At 76.0% G+C, this 18,200-nt stretch carries 14 protein-coding genes and 2 tRNA genes; 3 read left to right on the forward strand and 13 right to left on the reverse strand.

Annotated features, from left to right (window positions below):
- Nucleotides 1-45 precede the first annotated feature (45 nt).
- From topA to CLV37_RS10565, 5 genes are all read right to left on the reverse strand, one after another.
- Nucleotides 46-2,814 (reverse strand): type I DNA topoisomerase, encoded by a 2,769-nt coding sequence (topA, locus tag CLV37_RS10545; RefSeq protein WP_245885346.1) that lies wholly within the window; start codon nt 2,812-2,814, stop codon nt 46-48.
- Between the two features lie 309 nt (nt 2,815-3,123).
- On the reverse strand, nt 3,124-4,644 hold the full coding sequence (locus CLV37_RS10550) for a DUF7059 domain-containing protein (protein ID WP_170127172.1): 1,521 nt from the start codon (nt 4,642-4,644) through the stop codon (nt 3,124-3,126).
- A gap of 19 nt (nt 4,645-4,663) precedes the next feature.
- Nucleotides 4,664-7,015: a sodium-translocating pyrophosphatase gene (locus CLV37_RS10555; RefSeq protein ID WP_106209968.1), complete on the reverse strand. Its 2,352-nt coding sequence runs from the start codon at nt 7,013-7,015 to the stop codon at nt 4,664-4,666.
- Nucleotides 7,016-7,124: 109 nt separating this feature from the next.
- Nucleotides 7,125-7,556, reverse strand: coding sequence for an ATP-binding protein (locus tag CLV37_RS10560; protein WP_106209970.1), 432 nt, complete (start codon nt 7,554-7,556; stop codon nt 7,125-7,127).
- 35 nt (nt 7,557-7,591) lie between these two features.
- Nucleotides 7,592-7,960 (reverse strand): STAS domain-containing protein, encoded by a 369-nt coding sequence (locus tag CLV37_RS10565; RefSeq protein WP_106209972.1) that lies wholly within the window; start codon nt 7,958-7,960, stop codon nt 7,592-7,594.
- A 201-nt stretch (nt 7,961-8,161) separates the two neighbouring features.
- Here CLV37_RS10565 and CLV37_RS10570 point away from each other — a divergent pair, with 201 nt between their 5' ends.
- On the forward strand, nt 8,162-10,585 hold the full coding sequence (locus tag CLV37_RS10570) for a DEAD/DEAH box helicase (RefSeq protein WP_245885347.1): 2,424 nt from the start codon (nt 8,162-8,164) through the stop codon (nt 10,583-10,585).
- Here the strand turns inward: CLV37_RS10570 and CLV37_RS27525 are convergent.
- The 8 genes from CLV37_RS27525 to CLV37_RS10605 form a co-directional block, all read right to left on the reverse strand.
- Nucleotides 10,558-10,947, reverse strand: coding sequence for an Rv3654c family TadE-like protein (locus CLV37_RS27525; protein ID WP_211298542.1), 390 nt, complete (start codon nt 10,945-10,947; stop codon nt 10,558-10,560). The two genes, CLV37_RS10570 and CLV37_RS27525, sit on opposite strands and share 28 nt — an antisense overlap.
- Nucleotides 10,944-11,291 (reverse strand): TadE family type IV pilus minor pilin, encoded by a 348-nt coding sequence (locus tag CLV37_RS10580; protein ID WP_170127173.1) that lies wholly within the window; start codon nt 11,289-11,291, stop codon nt 10,944-10,946. The genes CLV37_RS27525 and CLV37_RS10580 overlap by 4 nt, the downstream gene beginning before the upstream one ends.
- Complete coding sequence (locus CLV37_RS10585; RefSeq protein WP_211298543.1) at nt 11,288-11,449, reverse strand: DUF4244 domain-containing protein; 162 nt, start codon at nt 11,447-11,449, stop codon at nt 11,288-11,290. Before CLV37_RS10585 ends, CLV37_RS10580 begins: the two co-directional genes overlap by 4 nt.
- Before the next feature lie 240 nt (nt 11,450-11,689).
- On the reverse strand, nt 11,690-12,274 hold the full coding sequence (locus tag CLV37_RS27530) for a type II secretion system F family protein (RefSeq protein WP_170127174.1): 585 nt from the start codon (nt 12,272-12,274) through the stop codon (nt 11,690-11,692).
- Nucleotides 12,271-12,849 (reverse strand): hypothetical protein, encoded by a 579-nt coding sequence (locus CLV37_RS27535; RefSeq protein WP_170127175.1) that lies wholly within the window; start codon nt 12,847-12,849, stop codon nt 12,271-12,273. Before CLV37_RS27535 ends, CLV37_RS27530 begins: the two co-directional genes overlap by 4 nt.
- Nucleotides 12,846-14,024 (reverse strand): TadA family conjugal transfer-associated ATPase, encoded by a 1,179-nt coding sequence (locus tag CLV37_RS10595; RefSeq protein WP_211298544.1) that lies wholly within the window; start codon nt 14,022-14,024, stop codon nt 12,846-12,848. Before CLV37_RS10595 ends, CLV37_RS27535 begins: the two co-directional genes overlap by 4 nt.
- Nucleotides 14,021-15,127: a septum site-determining protein Ssd gene (gene ssd, locus CLV37_RS10600; RefSeq protein WP_170127176.1), complete on the reverse strand. Its 1,107-nt coding sequence runs from the start codon at nt 15,125-15,127 to the stop codon at nt 14,021-14,023. The genes CLV37_RS10595 and ssd overlap by 4 nt, the downstream gene beginning before the upstream one ends.
- 392 nt (nt 15,128-15,519) lie before the next feature.
- Entirely contained in the window at nt 15,520-17,562 is a 2,043-nt protein-coding gene (locus CLV37_RS10605) for a penicillin-binding transpeptidase domain-containing protein (RefSeq protein ID WP_106209985.1), read from the reverse strand.
- A 46-nt stretch (nt 17,563-17,608) separates the two neighbouring features.
- On the opposite strand from CLV37_RS10605, the gene CLV37_RS10610 reads away from it, so the two are divergent.
- Together CLV37_RS10610 and CLV37_RS10615 are read left to right on the forward strand one after the other, a co-directional pair.
- Nucleotides 17,609-17,697: transfer RNA gene (locus CLV37_RS10610), tRNA-Ser, on the forward strand.
- A gap of 145 nt (nt 17,698-17,842) precedes the next feature.
- Nucleotides 17,843-17,915, forward strand: a tRNA-Arg gene (locus CLV37_RS10615).
- Nucleotides 17,916-18,200: the final 285 nt, after the last annotated feature.

The raw sequence follows: 18,200 nt of genomic DNA on the forward strand, positions 1-18,200 counted from the left end.
CGACGCAGCGTGCGTCGAACCTCACCGGGTGTGCTTCGTCGGGGCTCAGGCCTCGGCGGCGGCCGTCTTCTTGGCCGGGGCCCGCTTCGCCGTCGTCTTCTTGGCCGTCGTCTTCTTCGCGGCGGCCTTCTTCGCGGTCTTCTTGACCGGCCCCTTCGCGCGCTTCTCGGCGAGCAGCTCGGCGGCGCGTTCCAGCGTCACCGTCTCGGGGTCGTCGTCCTTGCGCAGCGTGGCGTTGGTGGTGCCGTCGGTCGCGTACGGCCCGAACCGGCCGTCCTTGATCACGACGGGCTGGCCGGACTCGGGGTCGGGGCCGAGCTCCTTGAGCGGGGGCTTGGCCACCGCCCCGCGCCGCGTCTTGGGCTGGGCGTAGATCGCCAGCGCCTCGGGCAGCGTGATGGAGAAGATCTGGTCCTCGGACTCCAGGGAACGCGAGTCCGTGCCCTTCTTCAGGTACGGGCCGTAGCGGCCGTTCTGCGCGGTGATCTCGTCACCGGACTCGGGGTCGGCACCGACCACGCGCGGCAGCGACAGCAGCTGCAGGGCCTGCTCCAGGGTGACGGTGTCGACCGACATGTCCTTGAACAGCGAGCCCGTGCGGGGCTTGGCCTTGGCGGCCTTCTTGGCGGCGCGCTTCTTCGGCGCCCCCTCCGCGACCGGCTCGGGCGCGGGCTCGTCCTCGACGAGCTCGGTGACGTACGGGCCGTAGCGCCCGACGCGCGCCACGACCGTGCGGCCCGTCTCCGGGTCCTGGCCGAGGACGTTGTCGCCCTCGGACTGCGTCGTGAGCAGCTCGTACGCCTTGTCGACGGTCATCTCGTCGGGGGCGATGTCCTCGGGCACGCTCGCCTTGAGCAGCTCGCCGGTCTCGCGGTCCGGGCCCTCCAGGTAGGGGCCGTAGCGCCCCACGCGCAGGACGATGCCCTCCCCGATCGGGACGGTCGAGATCTCGCGGGCGTCGATCGCCCCGAGGTCGTCGGCCAGGCCCTTGATGCCGTCGAGCTCGGCCGAACCGTCCCCCGCGGGGGCGTCCGGGCCGCCGGCGACGGCGCTGGTGGTCGGCCCGTCGGCGCCGAAGTAGAACTTCGTCAGCCAGTCGACGCGTTCGGCCTCCCCGCGGCTGATCGCGTCGAGGTCGTTCTCCATCTCGGCGGTGAAGTCGTAGTCGACGAGCTTGGGGAAGTGCTCCTCCAGCAGCCGCGTCACGGCGAACGCCAGCCAGCTCGGCACCAGGGCCGAGCCCTTGTACCAGACGTACCCGCGGTCGACGATGGTCGAGATGATCGACTGGAACGTCGAGGGGCGCCCGATCCCCTTCTCCTCCAGCGTCTTGATGAGGCTGGCCTCGGTGTAGCGCGCCGGCGGCGTCGTCTCGTGCCCGTCGGCGGCCAGGTCGCGGGCCGTGAGCGCGTCGCCCGCCACCACCTGCGGCAGGCGGCGGTCCTCGTCGCCGGAGCCCTCGTCGTCGCGGGTCGCGTCGCGGCCCTCCTCGTAGGCGGCGAGGAACCCGCGGAACGTGATGATCGTGCCCGAGGCCGAGAACTCGACGTCACGGCCGTCGGCCGTCGTCGCCCCCAGCCGGACGGTGGCGGTGGTCCCGCGGGCGTCGTGCATCTGGGAGGCGACGGTCCGCTTCCAGATGAGGTCGTAGAGGCGGAACTCGTCGCCGCGCAGCTCGCCGGAGACCTGCGCCGGGGTGCGGAAGTTCTCCCCCGCCGGGCGGATCGCCTCGTGGCCCTCCTGCGCGTTCTTCGCCTTCGACGTGTAGTTGCGCGGGGCGTCCGGCACGTACTCGGGCCCGTACAGCTCACGGGCCTGCGACCGGGCCGCGGCCAGCGCCTGCGCCGACAGCTGGATCGAGTCGGTGCGCATGTAGGTGATGTAGCCGCGCTCGTACAGGCCCTGCGCGGTCCGCATGGTCTGCCGGGCGTTCAGCCGCAGCTTGCGGGAGGCCTCCTGCTGCAGCGTGGAGGTGATGAACGGCGCCGCCGGGCGCCGCGTGTACGGCTTCTCCTCGACCCCGCGGACGGCGAAGTCGGCGTCCTGCAGCCCCGCGACGATGGCCTGCGCGGCCGCGACGTCGAGGTGGGCGACGTTCTGCGTCTTCAGCGTGCCGTCGTCGTTGAAGTCGCGGCCCGAGGCCACGCGCCTGCCCTCGACCTGCGACAGCTTCGCGGCGAACGCGCTGTCGCCCTCGGGCTGGAAGGTCCCGGTGATGTCGGCGTAGCCGGCGGCGACGAACGCCATCCGCTCGCGCTCGCGCTCGACGCACAGCCGGGTCGCCACCGACTGCACGCGGCCGGCGGACAGGCCCGCGCGGACCTTGCGCCATAGCACCGGCGACAGCTCGTAGCCGTAGAGGCGGTCCAGGATGCGGCGGGTCTCCTGGGCGTCGACGAGCCGGTCGTCGATGTCGCGCAGCTCCTGCACGGCCTGCTGGATGGCCTCGCGGGTGATCTCGCCGAAGACCATGCGGCGGTAAGGGATGCGGGGTTCGAGGGCCTGCACGAGGTGCCAGGCGATGGCCTCGCCCTCGCGGTCGCGGTCGGTGGCGAGGATGAGCTCGTCGGCGTCCTTGAGGGCGCGCTTGAGCTCGGAGACCTTCTTCTTCTTGTCGTTGTCGACGACGTAGTAGGGCTCGAAGCCGTGGTCGACGTCGACCGCGAACTTGGCGAAGGGGCCCTTCTTCATGTCCTCGGGCAGCTGCGAGGGCTGCGGCAGGTCGCGGATGTGGCCGACGGAGGCCTCCACCACGTACCCGGGACCGAGGTAGTTGGAGATGTTCTTGACCTTGTTCGGCGACTCGACGATCACCAGCCGGCGCAGTCCGTCTCCGGACGACTCGGTTGCCTGGGACTTGCCCGCCACTGGTCCTGCCTCTCACCTTCGGATCGCTGCCCCGGGCGCCGCTTCCCGACCCCCCGGTCGTCACGCCCTGTCGAGCACTCTCGCACGCCGCCCCGCCACCGTGTGCACCGGCGACCGTGCTGATCGTGCGCGAACAATGTGCCACGCCGCGCCGCCCGGGACGCAACCGGCGGGGGTCGGGGCGCCGGGTCCGGACCGTTGACGCATCGGTACGAACCTTTCGCACCGATGCGTCAACGGTCCGCCAGGGACACCTCAGGGCAGCAGCAGGAACCCGTCCTCCACCAGCGAGCGCACCCGCGGGTACAGCCGCGCCCGGACGTCGCCGACGGCCTCCTCGCCCAGCACCGCGAGCCCGGCGGTGATCTGCCCCACCGTCAGCTCCCCGTCGCAGGCCCCGACGAGCCCGGCGAGGTCGCCGTCGACCTGGGCGACGCGGCGCAGGCCGCCGCCCTGGCGCAGCAGCACAATGCGCGGGTCGGGGTCGCCGGGGGTGTGGAAGCGCTCGTCGGTGACGTCGGGGGCGACCCGCAGCGTCAGCTCGCCCGGGTCGTCCACCGCCGCGAGCCGGTCGTGGGCGGCCAGCCCCGCGGCGAAGACCTCCCCGAGCGGGTCGGACAGGGCGGCGAGGTTCTCCTCGAACCGCCGCAGCGGCGCACCGTCGCGCGCCGGCCGGCGCAGGGTGACGACGCCGAAGCCGACGCCGGTGACCCCGCGCGCGGCGAAGTCGTCGAGCCAGGCGGTGTACAGCTCGTCGAAGCGCGGCCCCGGGCGCTGCCCGCCGTCGCGGATCCACGTCTCGGCGTACAGCGCGGGGTCGGCGACCTCGCGCTGGACGACCCACGCGTCCAGCCCGGTGCCCTCCAGCCAGGACTCCACCCGCTGCGACCAGCTCTGCCCGTCGTGCAGCTCCCAGTTGCCCAGCAGCTGCGCGACGCCGCCGGGTTCCAGGACCGACCCGACCGACCCGACGAGCCGCGCGACGAGGGAGTCGCCCGGCATCCCGCCGTCGCGGTACTCGTAGGTGGGGACGGCGTCGGTGCGCGGGGTGATGACGAACGGCGGGTTGGACACGACCAGCCCGAACCGCTCCCCCTCCTCGACCGGCTCGAGCAGCGAGCCGTGCCGCAGGTCGAGGGCCACCTCGTTGAGCGCGGCGTTGACGGCCGCGAGGTCCAGGGCCCGCTCGGAGGTGTCCGTCGCGGTGACGCGGCGGGCGTGCCGCGAGGCGTGCAGCGCCTGGATCCCGCAGCCGGTGCCGACGTCGAGGACCCGGTCCACGGGCGTGCGCACGGTCGCCGAGGCCAGGGTCAGCGAGGCGCCGCCGACGCCGAGGACGTGGTCGGCGGACAGCTCGTGGCCGGTGGCGAGCTCGCCGAGGTCGCTGACGAGCCACCAGTGCGCGACCCCCCCACCGTCGGACAGGGCGTCGTCCACGGAGTACGGCCGCAGGTCCACCAGGGGCCGCACCTCGTCCCCGGGGGCCGACCCGGCGGCCGCGACCAGCCCGAGGGCCGCCGCACCCGCCGTCCCCGTGCGGGGCAGCGCCGCGTCGAGCTCGGCGCGGGTGACGGCCTGCCCGAGCGTCGCGCACCGCAGCAGCACGGCGGCGGGTTCGCGCGAACCGGCCGTCGCCCGCAGCGCGGGCAACGGCTGTTCGCGGTCCAGGGCCGCCGAGGCGACGTCGCCGACGAGCTCACCGACCCCGTCGACCGTGTAGTTCGCCGCGCGCAGGTCCTCGCGCAGACCGGCGAGGAGTTCTCTGGGATCGCTCACGCGGGGCGAGTCTGCCAGTTCAGGGCAGTCGCCCGGCTCCCTGGTCGGTGCGCAGGTCCACGTTCGTGGCCGGGTCCGCCGGGCCGGTGGGGGCGGCCATGTCGACGCGGCGCACCTTGCTGGACACGACGGCCGCGACGATCACGACGACCGCCACGAGGGCGATGCCGTAGCGCAACCAGGCGTTGGCGTCCGCCCCGACGGTCAGGGTCACGACCGCGGGGGCCACCAGCAGCGCCACGAGGTTCATCACCTTGATGAGCGGGTTGATGGCCGGCCCGGCGGTGTCCTTGAACGGGTCCCCGACGGTGTCGCCGATGACGGTCGCGGCGTGCGCGTCCGACCCCTTGCCCCCGTGCAGGCCGTCCTCGACGAGCTTCTTGGCGTTGTCCCACGCGCCGCCGGCGTTGGCCAGGAACACGGCCATGAGCACCCCGGCCCCGATCGCCCCGCCGAGGAACCCGGCCAGCGGCGCGACCCCGAGGCCGAACCCGACGGCGATGGGCGAGAACGCGGCGAGCAGGCCGGGGGTGGCCAGTTCGCGCAGCGCGTCCCGGGTGCACAGGTCGACGACGCGCCCGTGGTCGGGCTGCTCGGTGCCGTCCATGATCCCGGGGTGGTCGGCGAACTGCTTGCGGACCTCCAGGACGACGGCGCCGGCCGAGCGGCCGACCGCGTTGATCGCCAGGCCGGCGAAGAGGAACACGACGGCCGCACCCAGCAGCACCCCGACCAGGGTCGTGGGGGTGGAGATCCGGAAGTCGGCCAGCGTGCTCGTCACGTACGCCGAGGGCTGAGCGATGGCGACCGCGACCTCCGAGATCCGGTTCGTCACGGCGTCCTGGTAGGAACCGAACAACGCCGTCGCCGCCAGCACGGCCGTCGCGATGGCGATGCCCTTGGTCACGGCCTTGGTGGTGTTCCCGACCGCGTCCAGCTCGGTGAGGACCGCGGCCCCCTCGCCGTCGACGTCGCCGCTCATCTCGGCGATGCCCTGCGCGTTGTCGCTGACGGGCCCGAAGGTGTCCATCGCGACGATGACGCCGACCGTGGTCAGCAACCCGCACCCGGCGAGGGCGACGAGGAACATGGCCAGCGCGAGGACGCCGCCGGCGAGCACGAACGCGAAGAACACGGCACCGGCGATGACCAGGGTCGTGTAGACGGCCGACTCCAGCCCGAGGCCGATCCCGGACAGGACGACCGTCGCGGCCCCGGTCACCGAGGACCCCGCGACGTCCCTCGTGGGTTTCCCCTCGGTGCCCGTGTAGTGGCCGGTGAGGAAGAGGATGAGCACGGCCAGCAGGATCCCGAGGAACACCGCGGCGAAGGCGATCAGCCGCGGGTCGCCGTTGAGCGAGGCGATCGTGGTCGAGGCCCCCTGCAGCTCGGAGAAGCGGCTGGGCAGGAACGCGAAGCAGGCGATCGCGGTGCCGACGAGGGCGACGACGGCCGAGAGGTAGAAGCCGTTCTGGATCGAGGTCAGGCCGCTGACCCCGGGCCGGGCCCGGACCAGCACGACCCCCAGGGCCGCGGTGATCGCCCCGATCGCGGGGACCAGCAACGGCAGGACCAGGCCGTCCTCCCCGATGGCGGCGCTGCCGAGGATGACGGCCGCGACGATCGTCACGGCGTAGGACTCGAACAGGTCGGCCGCCATCCCGGCGCAGTCGCCCACGTTGTCGCCCACGTTGTCGGCGATCGTGGCGGGGTTGCGCGGGTCGTCCTCGGGGATGCCCTGCTCGATCTTGCCGACGAGGTCGGCCCCGACGTCGGCGGCCTTGGTGAAGATGCCGCCGCCCACGCGCATGAACATGGCCAGCAGCGCCGCGCCGAAACCGAAACCCTCCAGGACCGTGGGGGCGTCGGGGCCGAAGGCGAGGACCGCGACGGAGGCCCCGAGCAGACCGAGGCCCACGGTGGTCATGCCGACGACGCCGCCGGTGCGGAACGCGATCCGCATGCCCTCCTCGCGCCCGCCGGAGGCGTTGCGCGCGGCCGCGGCGACGCGCACGTTCGCGCGCACGGCCAGCGACATCCCCAGGTAGCCGATGGCGGAGGAGAATCCGGCCCCGACGACGAAGGCGACGCTGCGCGCCGCGCGCAGGTCCCAGCCGTCCGCGGGCAGCGCCAGCAGCAGGATCAGGACGGCGACGGCGAACCAGGCCAGGGTCCGGAACTGCCGGCGCAGGTAGGCCGAGGCGCCGCTCTGGACGGCGCCCGCGATGGCCTGCATGCGTTCGGTCCCCTCGCCCGCGGCGAGGACCTGTCGTCGGAAGACGTAGGCGGCGGCCAGGGCCAGGACGGAGATGATCGCGACGGCGACAGCGATCCCCTGGGCGGAACTCGACAGGCTCTCGGGCACGGGCACACGTCCTCCTCGACGGTGATGACCTCGTCCAGCAGCGTAGGGCAGTGCCCTCGGGACTGCTACACGCCGCGATCACCCGTCCACCGGAGGTGGTGGTCGCCGGTCCGGGTCAGAAGGCCCGGGCCCCCACGGCGTCACCCGAGGAGAGTTTCCAGCTGAGCCGGAGCCCACCCGACGTACCGGCCTGACCGCTGGAATCGGCCATGCCCGCCATCAGCGCGAGCGACAGCGGGTCCTCCGTGGCCAACGGGCCGGGCCCGGCGACCAGGGGCTCGCCGTGCACGTCGCACTGCACGACGGTCACGTCGAGGCCGTCCCGGTCGTCGCACAACCTCATGTCGACGAGCCCGACCGCCGGTCCCGCCGCCGTCTGCAGGGCACCGCCGGCGACGGCGCGGGCGCACGCCTCACCGATCGCGATGCGGATCTCGTCGAGCTGGTCCTCCCCGAAACCGGCCCGCCGGGCCACCGAGACGGCGACGAGCCGCGCGGTGCGCACGTGCTCGGCCATCGGCGAGAACCGCAGGGTGACGGTGGGCACGGTCGGGGGTACCTCGTTCCGATCAGGGGTGGAGCTCAGGACGTGGCGTTGGCCTCGTCGGACGTCGCCGAGGCCGCGATGGCGTCGGCCACGGTGTCGTGGATCGGGAAGACCTTCGTCAGGCCCGTGATGCGGAAGACCTTCAGGATCTTCTCCCGCTGGCACACCAGGTGCAACGAGCCGTCGTGCGACCGGACGCGCTTGAGGCCGCCGACCAGGACGCCGAGACCGGTGGAGTCGAGGAACTCGACGCCCTCCATGTCGACGACCAGGTGGTGGTGGCCGGCCCCGACGAGTTCGTTGAGCCGCTCGCGCAGGGTGGGCGCGGTGTAGACGTCGATCTCGCCGGACACCTCGACGACGGTCCGGCCGCTCTCCTCGCGGCTGGTCACCGACAGGTCCACTGGGACCCCTCCTCGCTGCTGGTCTGCTGCTCGCGGTCGCGCGCAGGTGCGTGCGGTGGCTTGTCCACCCCGTGCGTGTGCTGTTCTCACGAGGGTCACGCGCGGTGCCCTCCCTGGCATTCAACCATTGCGCTGCGTGAGCGGCCTGTCCAGCGTCGGCGACCGGCGCCACCACCGACCCCAGGGGCGACACTGTCCGGCGTGAGTCCGCACGAGCACGAGGTGAGCCGCGACGGGGACGCGCCCCGCTGGCAGCGCCTCCTCGACGCCGGGACCCGCGGCGACCGCGTGCGCCACGTCGAGCTGCTGCCCGCGCGCTCCGGCGTGCGGCTGCCCTGGCCCGCCTGGGCCGACCCCGCCGTCGTCGAGGCCCTGCAGCGCGGCACGGGTGGTCTGCCCTGGCGCCACCAGGTGCGGGCCGCCGAGTCCGTGCGCGCCGGCCGCTCCACCGTCCTGTCCGCCGGGACGGCCTCGGGCAAGTCCCTGGGCTTCCAGCTGCCGGTCCTCACCGCCCTGCGCGAGACCGCCCGCACCTCGCCCAACGGCAAGGGCGCCACCGCCCTCTACCTGTCCCCCACCAAGGCGCTGGCGGCCGACCAGGACGCGCGGCTGCGAGCGTTGAAGCTCGACGCACCGGTCACCAGCACCTACGACGGGGACACCCCGCCGGAGGTGCGCCGGTGGATCCGCGAGCACGCGGCGCTGGTCCTGACGAACGTCGACATGCTGCACCGCTCGGTCCTGCCCGGCCACGAGCACTGGGCGAGCTTCCTGCGCCGCCTGCGGTTCGTCGTGGTCGACGAGCTGCACACCTACCGGGGCGTGTTCGGCTCGCACGCCGCCGCCGTCCTGCGCCGGTTGCGCCGCCTCGCCGCCCGCTACGGCGCCGACCCCGTCTTCGTCCTCGCCTCGGCCACCGTCGCCGAACCGGCCACGACGGCCCGCCGGCTGACGGGTCTGGACGTGCACGCCGTCACCGAGGACGCCTCCGCCCGCCCCGCCGTGTCCGTGGCCCTGTGGGAACCGCCGCTGCGCCCCGCCGGTGGCGAGCGGGGCGCGAAGGGCGAACGCCGCACGGCCACGGCCGAGGCGTCCGACCTGCTCGGCGACCTCGTGCTGGAGGGGGTGCGCACACTCGCGTTCGTCCGCAGCCGCACGGGCGCCGAGTCGGTCGCCGCGGGCGCGCGCCGCCGGCTGGCCGACGTCGACCCCGACCTCGCGGGCCGGGTCGTGGCCTACCGCGGCGGGTACCTGCCCGAGGACCGGCGCGTCCTGGAGGAGGGGCTGCGCACGGGCCGCGTCGTCGGCATGGCGACGACGAACGCCCTCGAGCTCGGCGTCGACGTCGCCGGGCTCGACGCCGTCCTGGTGGCCGGCTGGCCGGGGACCCGCGCCTCGTTCTGGCAGCAGATCGGCCGCGCGGGCCGGCGCGGGAACCCCGCCCTCGGCGTGCTCGTCTCCCGCGACGACCCGCTGGACACCTACCTGGTCCACCACCCCGAGGCGTTGTTCGGCGCCGGGGTCGAGGCCACCGTCCTGGACCCCGACAACGCCTACGTCCTGGCCCCGCACCTGGCCGCGGCGGCCCAGGAACTGCCGCTGACCGAGGCCGACCTCGACCTGTTCGGTCCCGTCGCCGGCGACGTCGTGGACCTCCTCGTCCGGCGGGACATGCTGCGCCGCAGGGCGAACGGTTGGTACTGGACGCGCCGGGACCGGGCCGTCGACCTCACCGACCTGCGCGGGGCGGGCGGCAGCGTCCGGATCGTCGAGGACGTCACGGCCCGGATCCTGGGGACGGTGGAGGCGAGTTCGGCCGACTCCGCCGTCCACGAGGGCGCGGTGCACGTCCACCAGGGCCGCACCTACCTCGTCGACCGGCTCGACCTGGACGAACTCGTCGCCGTCGTGCACCTCGAACCCGACCCGGGGTACACGACCCACGCGCGCTCGGCCTCCGAGGTGCGGGTCCTGGCCGTCGACTCCAGCCGGCGGGCGGGCCCGGTCCAGGTCGCCGCCGGGGTCGTGGAGGTGACGAGCCGGGTGACGGGCTTCCTGCGCCGCAAGGTCGGCAGCGGGACCGTGCTCGGCGAGCAGCCCCTCGACCTGCCCGAGCGCCGGCTGCGGACCCGCGCGGTGTGGTGGACCCTCGACGAGGACGCCGCCGAGGCGGTGCTGGGCGACGTGACGCGACTGCCCGGCGCGCTGCACGCCGCCGAGCACGCCGCCATCGGGTTGCTGCCCCTGCTCGCGACGTGCGACCGCTGGGACCTCGGCGGGCTGTCGACGGCCCTGCACCCCGACACCGGGCTGCCCACGGTGTTCGTCCACGACGCCGTCCCCGGCGGGGCCGGTTTCGCCGACCGCGGCCACGAGCGGGTCGCCGACTGGCTGCGCGCCACCCGCGACGCGGTGCGGGCCTGCGCGTGCGAGGACGGCTGCCCCGCATGCGTGCAGTCGCCCAAGTGCGGCAACGGGAACGAACCCCTCGACAAGGCCGGGGCGCTGGGGCTGCTCGACGTGCTCGTGACCGCCGTCGAGACCCCCGACCGGACCACCGACCGCTCCACCGACCGGACGACCGACCCGCGACCGGCTCACCCCGCCTCCCCCGAGGTGGCCTGACCGGCGCGCGCCGACGCCCGCGCGGCCCCGAACCGCCCGGCCACCCCGGCCGGGCGGACGAGCGCGGTCACCGCGACCGTCCCGTCGCCGGCGACCGCGCACGCGCTCAGCTCGGCCCCCTGCGCCGCCGCCACCGTCGCGGCCCGGGCGCACGGTCGCCCCGCCGCCCGGCCCACGACGACGTCCGCGGCCGCGAGGGCCGCGAGGTCGGCGGCCGCCTCCGCCCGGTGGCGGGCGACGACCGCCGAGGCCAGCGCGAGGACGAGCAGCAGGGCCGACAGCAGGGCGGCGCAGGTCCCCACGGCGAGCACGCTGCCGCTGCCCTCCTCCCCGCCACCGGGCACGGCGGTCACGACGGTCACGACTCGGCCGCCGCCGTGGCCGACCCCCGGGCGAGCACGGTGCCCCCGACCGGTCCGGCGATGCGCTGGCGGGAACTGACCTCGACGGTCACGGAGGACCCCGCGACCCGCACGGAGACCTCCGCGCCGCGGGGCCCGGCCGCACGCGCCGCCCACCGGACGACGTCGGGACCCTCCCCGCGGGCCGCGGCCCGGGCCCCGGCCCGGGCCGCGTCGACGCACTGGACCTGGGCCACGACGACCCGCACCGCCCCGGTCCCCAGGGCGAGGAGGACGACGACGGTGGGCAGCAGCAGCGCGAACTCCGCCGTCACCGAGCCCCCGTCGCGCGGACGCCGGCTCACCCCAGCGACAGGCCCTGGCGGACGATCCCCAGGAGCATCTCCCGGACCTCGTCGCTGCGCAGGATGACGATGAGCAGTCCCGCGAAACCGCACGCGGCCAGGGTGGCCATCGCGTACTCCGCGGTCGCCATCCCGGCGTCGGGACCCGGTTCCGGCACGACCGGCGGCTCCTGCGGAACCCCTTCGCGAACCCGTCCGGGAACCTGCCCGGGAACCTGCCCGGGAACCTGCCCGGGAACCTCGTCCTGCATCGTTCCTCCTCCTCGTCGACGACCCGGGAACCCCCGGCCCGCAAGCACTCTCACCGTCCTGGACCGTCACCGGGCGACGTCGCGCCCCGCCTGTGGACGACACGCCGCCGGCGGGGTCCTGTGGATGCGGCGACGTCACGACGGGCGTCACGACAGCACCTGCCCCGCGAGCGTCAGCACCACCGGGACCACACCCAGCAGCAGGAACGCGGGCAGCGTGCACAACCCCAGGGGCAGCACGAGCCGCGCGGCGAGCCGGCCGGCCGCGGCCTCGGCCTCCCAGCGGCGCCGGGCCCGGCGCGACGTCGCCGCCGACGCCAGCAGGGTCGCGGCGGGAGCCCCCGTCCGCGCCGACAGCAGGAGGGGTTCGGCCAGGTCGTCCCAGGTGCCGTGCCCGGCCAGGACCTCGGCGAACTCGGCCGGGTCCGCGCCCCAGGACAACCGCACCGCGGCCCGGCGCAGCACGGCGTCCTCGGCGAACCCCTCGGCGGCCAGGGCGTCCAGGGCCGCTTCCAGGGCCCGCCCGGGCGGCAGCCCGGCGCCCACGGCCGCCGCGACGAGGTCGCACACGAGCGCGACGTCGGGTGCAGGCGGTCCCCCCGGGTCCCGACGGCGCAGCCGCACCCGGCGCCGTGCCGGACGAGCCGACCGCGCCCGCACGCCCCCCGCGACCAGGACGGCCGCCCCGAGCAGCACCCCGACCCCCACCCCGGCGCCCACCCCGGCGCTCACCCCGCGGCCCGCTCGGCCGCGGCCACCAGCCGAGCGCTCCACCACCGGCCCGCGCACAGCAGCACGCCCCCGGCCACGGCGCACAGCCGGCCCGGCGCCGAGCCGAGCAGCGCCACCCACGGCGGGGCTCCCAGCGCCGCGCCCAGGACGAGCCCGAGCAGCGGCAGCGCGGAGACCGTGCGGGCGCTGACCCGGGCCCCGGCCAGGGCCGTGCGGACGGCGGCCCGGGCCGCGGCGTCGGCGCGCACCCCGCCCGCGCAGGCGTCGAGCGCCTCGGCGGCCGGCGCGCCCGTCACCGTCACGAGCCGCCACACGGCACGGACGTCCGCCGGGGCGTCCGCCCCGCCACCGGCGTGCTGCCAGGCGCTCGCGGGGGCCACCCCCGCCCGCAGCAGGGCGGCGGCGCGTTCGGCCGTGCGCGCCCCGGCCGTCCCGTCGTCCCGCGTGTCCCGCCGACCCGCCCGGGGCCGCGGCCGGGTCCACCGGGACCGGGCGCGGCGCAGCCCGGGACCGGGCCGGACCAGCGCCGCGGCCAGCAGCAGCGCGGCCACCGGCAGCCCCTCCGCCGGGCTCACGGGGCGCACCGGCCCGCTCGCGACGGCCCGGTCCGGGCCACGAGCCGGTTCAGCCCGGGCCCGGCGCGGACCCCGGAGGAGGTCCGCACGAGCGCGGGCAGGACGACCGCCCGGCCGCGGTCGGCGGTGACCACGCCCACCTCGCCGACCCCGCGCCGGCCGTCGACGCGGTCGACGTGGACGACGACGTCGACCCCGGCCAGCACCTGCGCGTCGACGACGGCCGGCCCCACGCCCGCGGTGGCGGCCAGGGCGTGCAGCCGCACGGGCACGTCGGCGGCCGCGTTGGCGTGCAGCGTGCCCGCCCCGCCGGAGTGCCCGGTGTTCAGGGCGGCGAGCAGGTCGCGGACCTCCGCTCCGCGGCACTCGCCCACGACGAGCCGGTCGGGCCGCATCCGCAGCGCCTGCCGCACGAGGTCGTCGAGCCCCACGGTGCCGCGACCCTCGACGTTGCCGTGCCGCGCCTCCAGCCGCACGACGTGGGGGTGGTCGGGCCGCAGCTCCCCCGAGTCCTCCACCACGACGATCCGCTCGTCCGCCGGGACCAGCCCCAGCAGGGCCTGCAGCAGCGTCGTCTTGCCGCTGCCCGTGCCGCCGCTGACGAGGAAGGACAGCCGCCGGGCGACGACGGCGCGCAGCACCTCGCCCAGCTCGGCGGGCACCGCTCCTGAGGACTCGAGCTCCTCGAGGCCGAGGCGCCGCACGGCCGGCACCCGCAGGCTCAGGTGCGTGCCGTCGGGGGCCAGCGGGGGCAGCACGGCGTGCAGCCGGGTCCCGTCGGGCAGCCGGGCGTCGACGAACGGGCTGGCCTCGTCGAGGCGCCGTCCGGCACCGGCGGCGAGCCGGACCGCGAGCGCCCGCACCTCGCTCTCGCCGTCCAGGACGAGGTCGTGGCGACGCAGCCCGTGGCCGTCGTCGACCCAGACCTGCCCGCCGCCGTTGACGAGGACGTCGGTCGTCCCGGCGACGTCGAGCAGGGGTTGCAGCCGTCCGGCTCCGGCCAGGGCGGCCCCGACGGCGTCGAGCAGCCGCAGCAGGTCGGCCGCGCCGAGCACGACCCCCTCGACGCGGGCCGCCGCGGCCACGGCCTGCGGGTCGGGGACGCGGGCCTCCAGCGCGAGCCGGTCGCGGACGCGGCCGACGATGCCGGCGAACTCCTCCTCGGCCAGCCTCACGCCGGGGTCCAGTCGCGGGCGCAGGACATCGCGAACACCCGCAGGCTGCTGCGGCGGCCACCGGGGACCCCCTCACCGAGTTCGAGGCGGGTGTCGAGGTCGCGGTCGGGGCGCAGGACCCCGGCCAGCGGGGCTCCGGCGACGTCGGCGACGTCCTCGGGGTCCGGTCCGGCCCCGACGTCGCGCACGACGAGCCGCACCGGGGTCGCGGTGGTCCGGCGCAGGTCGTCGAGGACGGCGCTGGCGGCCGCGGCCCCGCGGGTGGTGCCGGGGGTGACGAGGAGGACCTCGTCGCAGGCGCCGAGCACGGGCCCGAGCCCGTCGAGGACGCCGCGGGGCAGGTCGAGGACGGTCGCGGCGAAGGTGCGGCGGGCGGCGTCGACGACGGTCCACAGCTGGGCGGGGTCGGGTCCGGACGCCGCGCGGCGGTCGGTCGCCAGGAGCCTGAGCCCCGCGCCGAGGTCGACGGCCGAGCGCAGCGCCCGGGGTCCCAGCCGTCCCTCGACGCCGGCGAGGTCGCCCCAGCGCAGTCCCGGCAGGGCGTCGGCCCCCACGAGGAGGTCCAGCCCGCCCGAGCGCGGGTCGGCGTCGAGCAGGAGGCAGTCGCCGGTGGTCTCGGCGAGCGCCCGGGCGAGCCCGGCGGCCAGGACGCTGGCCCCCGCCCCTCCCGTGCCGCCCACGACGGCGACGGTCCGGCCGCGGCCCCCGGGCCCGTCGGCGACGTCGGAGAGGCGCTCCAGCAGCCACTCCTGCGCCTCGGGCAGGACGACGGCGTGGTCGGGGCGGGCGGTGGACGCCCGCTGCCACCAGGGCGCGGGCACGGGGGCCCGGCCCACGACGACGTACTGGGCTCCGCCGCGGCGGGCGGCGTCGGCGTCGGCGGGGTCCGCGTCGACGCCGGCGAGGACGAGCCGGACCTCGTCCCCGTCCGTGGCGCCGGTCCGCCGCAGGACGCACCCGGCGGCGGCGGCCAGCCGGGTGACGGCGGTGGCGAGCTCCTCGTCGCCGGTGAGCAGCACGACGACGCCGGGGGCGTCGGCACGGCCGGGGGCGGGCACGGGACGTCGGGCGCGGCGGGTCTGGTCCTGGTGGCGCACGGGCACGGTCGGCTCCTCACGGGGTCGGGGAGGACCACCGTGGGGGCGGTGCGGGGGCCGGCGTCGCGCCGTGGTGAGCACCTGTGGACGACACGCCGTGGCCGGCGTCTGTGGACACCGCGGCGTCACGGGGACGCGGGCCGACGGGGGGTGTGGACGACGTCCGGAGGGGAAAGGAGGACGGCCCCCGCTGGGGGGGAGCGGGGGCCGTCCACGGTCCGGCTCGGGGGGGATGAGCCGGGTCCGCATGTAGCCCACAGGGCGTACTGCAACATCCTCACCCCTGGTGGGGTGCGTTGGCAATTCCTTCGAGGGATCGAGCGGAGATTTCGTGCCCGTGCGCGCCCGCGTCGCAGGGTTCCTGCACGGGACCTGCACAGGGAAGACCCCGGGTCGGCTCAGCCGGGGGCGTCGGGGCCTCCGGCGTACCCGCCGGCGGCGGCCAGGCGCCGCAGGAAGTCCGCCGCGATCGGTGCGGCGACGGTCCCCCCGCTCACGCCGTCGGTGACGAACACCGCGAACGCCAGCCCGTCCTGGTAGCCGATCGTCCACGCGTGCGTGGCCGGGGGGACGGCCGTGCCGTACTCGGCGGTCCCCGTCTTGGCGTGCACGGGCCCACCGGGGACGGCGGCGAGCACGGTCGCCGTCCCCGCGGTGACGACGTCGCGCATCAGCCCGTCGAGCGTCGTCAGCAGGGCCGGGTCGGCGGCCGTCGCCGGGGCCGACGGTTCGGCCTGCGCGGGGTCCAGGACGACCGTGGGCCGGCGCAACCCGCCCGCGGCGACCGACGCCGCGGCGACGGCCATCGCCAGCGGCGAGACGAGGGTGCGCCCCTGCCCGAAGCTCGCCGCCGCCAGGTCGACCTTCGACTCGGCGGGCGGGACGTCACCGGCGAACGCGTCCACGCCGGGGGCCCACTCGGCCCCCACGCCCAGTTCCGCCGCCGCCCGGGGCAGGTCGTCGTCGCCCAGCCGGGGGCTGAGGCTCGCGAACGCGGTGTTGCAGGACCGGGCGAAGTCCGTGCGGAACGGCACGTCGCCGAACGCCTCGTCCTCGAAGTTGGAGAACGACCTCCCGTCGACGGTGTACGTCGGGGTGCAGGGCACGTCCTCCCCCACGTCCAGCCCGTTCGCCAGCAGGGCCAGCGTCGTGACGACCTTGAACGTCGACCCCGGAGGGAACCGGCCCGTGAGCGCGCGGTCCCCGCCGTCGACGGGGAAGTTGGAGACCGCGACGACGTCTCCCGTCGCGACGTCGACGGCGACGAGGGCGGCCGGCGCCGGACTGGCCGCGAGGGCGTCGTCGGCGCTCGTCTGGACACCTGCGTCGAGCGTCGTCGTCACGGTCCGCCCGGGTGCGGGCGCGACGCGGAACAGTTCCGCGGAGGTGGCGGCCGTTCCGCCCTGGGCGCGCACGACGATCCCGACCCGGCCCGCGAGCCGGTCGTCGAAGGTCTTCTGCAGACCCGACAACCCCGCCAGGTCGCCCGCCGCGTACCGGCCCGCCGAGCCCTGCACGACCTCGGCGGTGACCTGTCCCACGCTCCCGAGCAGGGCGCGGGCGAAACCCCGGGTCGGCGCCAGCGGCAGGGTGGATTCGGCGAAGACCGCACCGGGGACGGGCTGCAGCTGACTGCGCTGGGCGTCGTAGTCGCTGCGCCGCAACGTGATGACTTCGACGAAGGCGTCGGGTGAGGCCTGCTGGATCCGGGTTGCCAGCGCAGCCGGGTCCAGCCCTAGGAGCGCGCCGAGGGAGTTCGCCGTCGCGACGGGGTCGGTGGTGCGCGAGGGCTGGACACCCACCCGGACGACGGGGGTCGCGGTCACGACGGGGGATCCGTCCCGCCCCAGCACGTCGGCGCGCGGGGGCGCGTCGCGCTCCAGGGCGAAGGTGGCCCCGGACGCCAGCGCGGGGTGCACGAGCGCGGGTTCCCACACCGGGCGCCAGGACCCGTCCTGCTGCCGCCGCAGACCGGCCGTCGTGGTGTACCGGAACAGGGCGCCGTCCGGGGCGCCGAGGTGGGCGCCGAGGTCGAACGCGACCTCCAGCACGGCGCTCGCCCGTCCGCGGTCGGCGGCCGCGGTGTCCACGGACACGACGCGCACGGTCGGCGTCACGGCCGACAGGCCCGCGGTCAGCCGGGCGTACTCGCCGGGCAGGTCGGCGGGCAGGGCCCCGGTGGCGGCGACGAAGGCGACGTCGCCCGGCGTCCCGGCGGACCAGGCCGCGGCCAGGGCCCGTGCGGCGGCGTCCGCACCGTCGGCGGGGTCCGGGCGGGAGAGCCACCACCAGGCGCTGCCGCCCAGACCGGCCGCCACGACCGCCGAGCTGGCCACCAGGGCCCGGCGGCGCAGACGTCCGCGCTGGTCAGGGGACCGGGACGGGTCGGGCGGCCCCGGGGTGGAGGACGGGTTCGACGGCTCGTCGGCGTTGTCACTCATCGTGAGTGATGCTCGCACGCGGCGGGCTGCTAACCTGCAGTGCGTTGGAGGCGTCGCATAGTGGCCTAGTGCGCCCGCCTGCTAAGCGGGTTGGGGGTTAACACCCCCTCGCGGGTTCAAATCCCGCCGCCTCCGCCGGACGAGGGCCCCGGTCGCACACCGCGACCGGGGCCCTCTGTCGTTCCCCGGGCAGGGCAGAGGCGTTGCGCCGCAATCGATTGGTGACGACGGCCGAAGCCCGCTACAGTAGTCGTCAACGGCGCACCGCGGTGCGCCGGACGCGCCCGTAGCTCAACGGATAGAGCATCTGACTACGGATCAGAAGGTTAGGGGTTCGAATCCCTTCGGGCGCACACCGCACGACGAGAGGCCCCCGGTTCGCCGGGGGCCTCTTCTCGTTCCGCCCCCGCCCCCGCCGACGGCCGGGCGGCCCGGACGACGCCCCGGGCGAGCCGGCCACCCGTGGCGCGGGGCACCCCCTCCCGGACCCCGCCACCGGACCCCGCCGCCGGAGCGGGACCTCGGGCGCCCGGCGCGGACGCCCACCAGGGGGCCCGGTCGGGGAGCCGATCCGGAAGCAGACAGCAGGCCCACCCGGAAGCCGACGGGAGGCCCACCCGGAAGCCGACGGGAGGCCG

The organism is Kineococcus rhizosphaerae, from assembly GCF_003002055.1.
GTDB lineage: Bacteria > Actinomycetota > Actinomycetes > Actinomycetales > Kineococcaceae > Kineococcus > Kineococcus rhizosphaerae.

Coding starts and splice junctions, on each gene's coding strand:
- CLV37_RS10605 (WP_106209985.1), bottom strand. CDS start 17,562: ATGAGTGACAACGCCGACGAGCCGTCGAACCCGTCCTCCACCCCGGGG.